Source organism: Brevundimonas sp. (assembly GCF_031082345.1).
GTDB lineage: Bacteria > Pseudomonadota > Alphaproteobacteria > Caulobacterales > Caulobacteraceae > Brevundimonas.
Genome location: NZ_JAVHLH010000106.1, coordinates 1 through 6,991, shown reverse-complemented (window position 1 = coordinate 6,991; position 6,991 = coordinate 1). Strand labels below are relative to the sequence as shown.

Genomic DNA, 6,991 nt, shown 5'->3' with positions numbered 1-6,991 from the left:
TGCTGCGCCTGACCCGCAGCGCCTCGGCCGGCGCGCCGGTATTCACCGACGTCGGCGGCGCGGTGTTGCACCGGGGGCGCGCCGCCGTCGCCGTCGACCTGAAGGACCCGGCCGACCTGGCCCGGGTGCAGGACCTGATCGCCACGGCCGACGCCGTGATCGAGGGATTTCGGCCCGGGGTGATGGAGCGGCTGGGGCTCGGTCCAGACGTCTGCGCGGCGCGCAATCCCCGGCTGGTGTTCGGCCGCATCACCGGCTGGGGTCAGACCGGGCCGATGGCGCACGATGTCGGTCACGACCTGAACTACATCGCCCTGTCGGGGGCCCTGTCGATGATGGGCGAGCCCGACCGGCCGCCGCGACCGCCGCTGAACGTCGTCGGCGATTACGGCGGCGGGGCCATGCTGCTGGTCACCGGCGTGCTGGCCGCCCTGCTGGAGGCGAAGAGCACCGGACGCGGCCGGGTGGTGGACGCCGCCATGACCGACGGATCGGCGCTGCTGACCAGCCTGTTCCACGCGCTGGCGGCGCGCGGGCTGTGGAGCGAGGCCCGGGGCGGCAACCTGCTGGACGGCGGAGCCCCCTTCTATCGCTGCTACGCCTGCCGCGACGGCCGGTTCGTGGCCGTGGGCGCGCTGGAGCCGCAGTTCTATGCGGCCCTGCTGAAGGGGCTGGATATCCCGGCGGAAGACGCGCCGCAGTTCGATCTGACGGGCTGGAGCGGCCTGCACGCCCGTTTCGCCGCCGTGTTCGCCACGGGAGACCGCGACGACTGGGCCGCCCGGTTCAGCCAGACAGACGCCTGCGTCACGCCCGTGCTGACCCTGTCCGAAGCGCCGCACCATCCCCACAATGTCGCGCGCGGGACCTTCGCGGTCGGAGACGGGGTCCAGCCCGCCCCTGCGCCGCGATTTGACGGCGAGCCCCCCCGACCGGCGCCGCAGCCGCCGGCCCTGTCCCTCGACGAGGCGGTCGCCCTCTGGCGTTGACGCCGCGCCCTCAGGCGACGGCGCTGTCGACCGGTTCCCGACGCTCGGCGGCGCAGGCTTCGGCGAGGGTTCCCGCCAGCATGACCGGGTCGATCGGCTTGGTCAGAAAGGCGTGAACGCCCGCCGCGTCCCAGGCCGCGCGGTGGGCGTCGAGCGCATTGGCGGTCAGGGCGATGACCGGCGTGCCTCCGTTGACCTTCCCCTGGCGAATGCGGCGCGTGGCTTCCAGCCCGTCCATGACCGGCATCTGCATATCCATCAGAATGGCGTCGAACGGCTCGTTCGACGCGGCGTCCAGGGCCTCGGCGCCATTCTCCACGAGGGTCAGACGGCAGCCGTGGGGCTCCAGCAGCAGGGTCAGGATGCGCCGGTTCACCTCGTGATCGTCGGCGGCGAGGATGGACCGGCCCCGGAGCGTGTCCGAGGTCTCGACCTGACGCTGCGGCCGCGCCGCGGCGCCCTCGACCGCCTCCACCGGCAGCGACAGGGTGAAGGTCGAGCCCTGCCCCTCGACGCTGGCGAGCGTCAGGGTTCCGCCCATGATCTCGGCCAGCTTGCGGCTGATCGAGAGCCCGAGTCCCGTGCCGCCATGGCGTCGGGTCGTGCCGACGTCGGCCTGTTCGAAACTGTTGAAGACCTGCGCCAGCCGGTCCGGGGGAATGCCACAGCCGGTGTCGGACACCGCGACCGACAAGCGGGCGCCGTCCCAGTCGACCGCGACGACGATCTCCCCGTCCTCGGTGAACTTCACCGCATTGGAGAGCAGGTTGAACAGGATCTGCTGGAAGCGGAGGGGGTCCGTGCGGACCGCTTCCGGAACTTCGGGCGCGATTCGCAGCGTCAGCCGGACGCCGTTGGCCATGGCGCGCGGCTCCCACAGCCGGCCCAGGGTCGCCAACCGCTCGCGCACGATCATGTCGGCGCTCTCCAGCTCCATCTTGCCGGCCTCGATCTTGGAAAAGTCGAGCACGTCGTTGAGCAGGCCCATCAACACATCGCCCGCGTCGATCAGCATGGAGACGTGCTCGCGCTGGCGGGTGTCGAGCCGGGTGCGCCGAAGCAGGTTGGCGGCCGAAATCACCGCGTTCATCGGCGTGCGGATCTCGTGGCTGACCACGGCGAGGAAGTCGGACTTGGCGGCGCTGGCCACCTCGGCCTTCTGACGGGCGCGTTGCTCGGCGTCCCTGGCCGATTTGAGCGCCGTCGTGGTCACCGAACTCTGGCGTACGGCGACGACCAGATGGCTCAGGTAAAGCAGGCATCCGATGGCGATCAGCAACTCGGACCAGTTGCGGGTGGCCACCGCGCCGAAGATCGGGAGGCCGAGGAAATAGGTGGCGTGGGAGGCGACCGCCGAAATCAGGATCGGACGCACGGGGTGCATGTGCAGGCTGACGTGCAGCAGCCCCCCGGCGCACTGGACCATGGCGAAGATGCGCCCCACGTCGCCGCCCCGGAACCACAGGTAGGCGGTGATGCCGGCGTAGACGACGACGCCCAGCACCGTGGTCATGCTGCACAGGATCACATAGGCCCGATCCGGCTCCCAGGACGGGTTGACCCGGAACCGGCGGAACACCAGCCAGTCCAGTCCCTGGGTGGCCAGGACGGCGCCGAACCAGACGGCGGGCCAGACGCCCGGGACCATGAACCAGGCCGTCGCGCCGATGAACGCGGCCAGGGCGAGACGCGTCAGCAGTTCGCGGCATCGCACCTGCGAAACCATGGCGTAGGCGGTCGCCGTCATTGAAGGCCCTCCAGTTCGCCACCTTCGCGCGAATTGGAAAAGGATTGGTTGCCGCGTGTGATGACCGGACGCGCGATCTTGTCTATGGAACAGTCAATACCGCCGCGCGTTGGAACGCCGATCCGGGGAGCTGACTCATGAAACGCCTTTTCGCCCTTGTCGCTATCGCCAGCGCATTCGCCGTGACGGCGTGCGATGATCCGCGTCCCGCCGAGCCCGAAGTCATGGATGCGCCGATCGAAGAGCCGGTCGCGCCCAGCATCGAGGAAGTCCAGGCGCCGGTCGCCGCCCCCAGCGCCACCGATACGCCCCCCGACAACAGCCGATCGCCGACGGAAAAGCGCACGTCGGAAGAATCGGTCCAGCCGGACAGCGAGACCCTGTTCTACTGACCTGACAGCAGGGCGGCGCCCCATTTGCACCGCCGGCGGATGCGACCCCCGCCCGCCCGACATTCACAGGGCGCCCGCCCGCTTATGAAGGTTCCAGATTGACGTTGAGGCCCGCCCTGTTTCTTTCCAGCGTGGCGGGATTCGCGCTTCTGGCTTCGGCTGCCGCGGCTGACCCTCGGGCGGAGGTGCGCGGCGAGATGGATGCCGCGCTGCGCCAGCAGCTGCAGCGCGCCATCGGCGAGGTCGACGGTCCCCCGTCCAACCGGTTCGAGGCCCGCCGGCGCGCCCGGGGCGCGCTCGAGGCGGCCGAGGCCCTTCTGCGTTCCGAGGGCTATTATCAGCCGGTCCTCGACGACGTGGTCGAGGGCGAGGAAACGCCGATCGCCATCATCGACGTGACGCCCGGCCCGCGCTTCGCCCTGACCGATCCGATCGTCAACTGGATCGAACCGCCGCCGGCCCCGGCCTTGCAGGAACAGGTTCTCGGCGATCTGGCCCTGGAGGCGGGGGAACCGGGCCGCGCCGTCGATGTGATCTCCGGGGAAGGACGGATCGTCGCCGGGCTCAACCGTCGCGGTCATGCCGACGCCCGCGCCGAGCCGCGGCGCGTCGTGGTCGACCACGCCACCCTGACAGTCGAGCCGACCTACAACATCAACGCCGGCCCGCTGGTCCGCCTCGACGGCGTTCGGCTGGAGACGCGCGGCCCGACCAATCCGAATTGGGTCGCGGGTCTGGCCCCATGGAGCGCGGGCGAGGTCTACGACCCGGAAGACGTGGCCGAACTGGAGCGCCGGCTGCTGGAGACAGGGGTCTATGACGGCGTCGGGGTCGCCCTTGCGCCAACGGACCAGACCCTGCCGGACGGCAACCGCCCGATTGTGGTGACGCTGACCGATCGCCCCCGGCGGATTCTCGAGGCCGGCGCGACCTTCTCGACGGCGGAGGGGTCCGGCGTCGACCTGATCTGGACCTGGCACAACCGGTTCGGGCGCGCCGACACCCTGATCTGGCAGGCGCGCGCGGCGGACGTCGACAGCCGGCTGGGCGTCGACTTCCGCCTGCCCCACTGGCGGCGGCCCGGACGGACGCTGAGACTGTCGGCGGCGGTGCTGAACGAGGACACGGACGCCTATCGCAGGACCGCCGCCGCCGTCGCCGCAGACCTGCAGCAGCGGATCGGCAAGACCTCGTGGTTCAGCTACGGCGTCGGCCTGGACGCGGGCCAGTATGACGAGAAGCGCTTTGATCCGGTCACGGGGGCGCCGATCGAGCTCAAGCGCGACCTGTTCATCCTGACGGGCCGCGGCAGCGCCTATCTTGACTATTCCAACGACCCGCTGGATCCGACCACGGGCTGGCGATTGACCACCTCGGCCCAACCCACAGCCGTGACGGGCGAGGACACCACGGTGTTCCTGCGGGCCGAGGCGCAGGCGACGGCCTATCTGCCGATCCAGGACAATGCGAAGACGGTTCTGGCCGGCCGCGTGCGGCTCGGATCGATCCTCGGCGGCGACGAACTGACCGTCCCCTCCGATCGCCTGTTCTACTCCGGCGGCGGCGGATCCGTGCGCGGCTACGAATATCAGGGCGTCGCCCCTCGCCTGCCCGACAACACGCCCCGCGGCGGCCTGAGCCTGTTCGAAGTCGCGGCCGAGGTGCGACGCGACGTGCTGCGGAATTTCCAGGGCGTGGTCTTTGTCGACGCGGGCGCGATCGGGTTCGATCAGGTCCCTGACTTCAGCAACCTGCGCTACGGCGCCGGTTTCGGACTGCGCTACAAGCTGCCGTTCGGCCCGATCCGGGCGGATATCGCCTTCCCGCTGGACAAGCGCGAGGGCGACGCCGACTTCCAGGTCTATGTCAGCATCGGACAGGCGTTTTGACCGACGCGACTCCGCCATCGGAAGCGCCTGAGACGCCGGCGGTGAAGGCCCGGAAGAAGCGCACGCGGCTGCAGGCCCTGGCCTTCTTCGGCGGCATGGCGGCGGCGATCCTGGCCGCCCTGCTGCTGGTGACCGCGGTCGGCGGGCGGATGTATCTGCTGTCGGATTCCGGACGGGATCTGGTGACCACCTTCGTGGCGGGCAAGAAGGTCGGCCGCTACGGCCGCATCAACGTCGAGGGCGTTCGCGGCGACCTGTTCGACGACTTCACCATCGACCGGGTGACGGTGACCGACGCCGACGGGGTGTGGCTGGAGGCTCGCAAGGTTCGGGTCGACTGGAACTGGTGGCCGCTGGTCCTGCGCCGGTTTCACGCCACCGAGATCGAGGCCGAGGTCGTCCGTCTGATCCGCCGCCCGCTGGTCGAGCCGTCGACCGAACCGCCGGGCCCGCAGCCGTTGTCGATCGACATCGATCGCTTCTCGGCCGACGTCGAACTTCTGGAGGGCTTCAGCAAGGAGTACGGCCGCTGGAAGCTGGCGGGCGAGGCCCAGGTCCCGCGCAAGGGACTGAAGCGGATCGTCGTCAACGCCGACAGCAACAGCCGGCCCGGCGACTTCCTGCGCCTGACGGCGGGGATCAGCGACGACATCGCCGACATGCGCGTGAACCTGCGCGCCCGGGAGGCCCGCGGCGGCCCGATCGCCGGCGCCCTCGGCTATTCTCCGGACGAGCCCTTTGTGGCGACCGCGATCGTCAACGGCGAGGTGGTGGACGCCATGGTGCGGACCGGCGACTTCACCCCGCTGACCATCAAGGGCGCCTACGGACCTGATCAGGCCAACATCGCCGGCTTCGTCGACTTCTCCGGTTCGGACCTGCTGGAACCGTTCGCGCGCCGGATCGGCCGCACCGCCAAATTCGCCCTCGCCATGGCCCCGGACCGCAATGACGACGGCCTGCAGGGCGTCGGTTGGCGGCTGGTCTCCGAAAACCTGACCTCCCGCGCCAGCGGCCTGGTCCGCGTCAGCGACCGCAGCGCGCCGCGCGGCATCCGCGTGAATGTCTCGACTCCGTCCCTGACCCGGCTGGCCGGGCGGCCGTTCGGCGGGGCCGCGACCTGGTCGGCCCTGTTCCGGGGCGACGCCGCCGCCTGGAGCCTCGACGGCTCGATCGACGTGCGGGACGCCGAACTGTCCAGCTACCAGGCGCAACGCGTTCGCGGGCCGGTCAACATCCAGGCCCGCAACGGCCGGTACGATATCGACGGCGACGTCCGCGTGGCGGGCGGTTCGACGGCCGGGATGGTCGGCGGGCTGCTGGGCGCGACCCCGCGGGTCCAGTTCGAGGCCGCGCGCCTGGCGGACGGTTCGATCCTGCTTGAACGGCTGGACGCCGCCGGCCGGGCCCTCAAGGTCACAGGCACGGGCGGACGCAACCTGCTGGGCGGTCTCGGCTTCCGCGGCCGGGCCGAGGTCACCGACGCCTCCCGCCTACGCGACGGCGCCGAAGGCGCCTTCGGCGGCACGATCGCCGCCTCGATGCCGCGAGCGGGCACGCCGTGGCAGATCACCTTCGACGGGCGCGGGCGCGGCTTCGCCCTCGGCGTCGGCGAGCTGGACCGCCTGCTGGGGCCGTCGCCCCGACTGCAGCTGGTCGGCGCGCTCAATGACGCGCGCGTGGTCGTCGACTCCGCCCGACTGACCGGCGCCCACGGCAATGCGGCGGCGCGGGGCTTCATCGAGGGCGATGGCCGCCTGCGTCTGGCGATGAACTGGAACGCGCGCGGTCCGTTCGGCGTCGGCCCGGTCGAGATCGACGGCGCCATGACGGGCGACGGAACGGTCGGCGGCACGCTGGCGCGGCCCACGGCCGACCTGAAAGCCGCCTTCGGCCGTGTCAGCGCCGGGGCGCTGATCCTCACCGACGCCGCCCTCGACCTGAGCTTCCGGCGCGACGCCGACGCCTCCGACG

4 protein-coding genes and 1 pseudogene are annotated in these 6,991 nt (G+C 70.9%); 4 read left to right on the top strand and 1 reads right to left on the bottom strand.

The window, feature by feature from the left end:
- Window positions 1-989, top strand: a 989-nt coding sequence (locus RDU12_RS08430) for a CaiB/BaiF CoA-transferase family protein (RefSeq protein ID WP_308684435.1), incomplete at its 5' end; no start/stop codon positions are given.
- 10 nt (window positions 990-999) lie between these two features.
- Here RDU12_RS08430 and RDU12_RS08425 read toward each other — a convergent pair.
- Entirely contained in the window at window positions 1,000-2,736 is a 1,737-nt protein-coding gene (locus RDU12_RS08425; protein ID WP_300291264.1) for an ATP-binding protein, read from the bottom strand.
- A gap of 137 nt (window positions 2,737-2,873) precedes the next feature.
- Between RDU12_RS08425 and RDU12_RS08420 the strand changes: the two genes are divergently transcribed.
- The 3 genes and pseudogenes from RDU12_RS08420 to RDU12_RS08410 form a co-directional block, all read left to right on the top strand.
- Entirely contained in the window at window positions 2,874-3,128 is a 255-nt protein-coding gene (locus tag RDU12_RS08420) for a hypothetical protein (RefSeq protein ID WP_300291266.1), read from the top strand.
- 98 nt (window positions 3,129-3,226) lie between these two features.
- Window positions 3,227-5,017 carry an autotransporter assembly complex family protein gene (locus RDU12_RS08415; RefSeq protein ID WP_374990200.1) on the top strand — a complete coding sequence of 597 codons (1,791 nt, stop codon included), beginning with the start codon at window positions 3,227-3,229 and terminating at the stop codon, window positions 5,015-5,017.
- Window positions 5,014-6,991 (top strand): annotated as a pseudogene (locus RDU12_RS08410) (hypothetical protein); the annotation flags it as partial. The gene RDU12_RS08415 and the pseudogene RDU12_RS08410, both read left to right, overlap by 4 nt.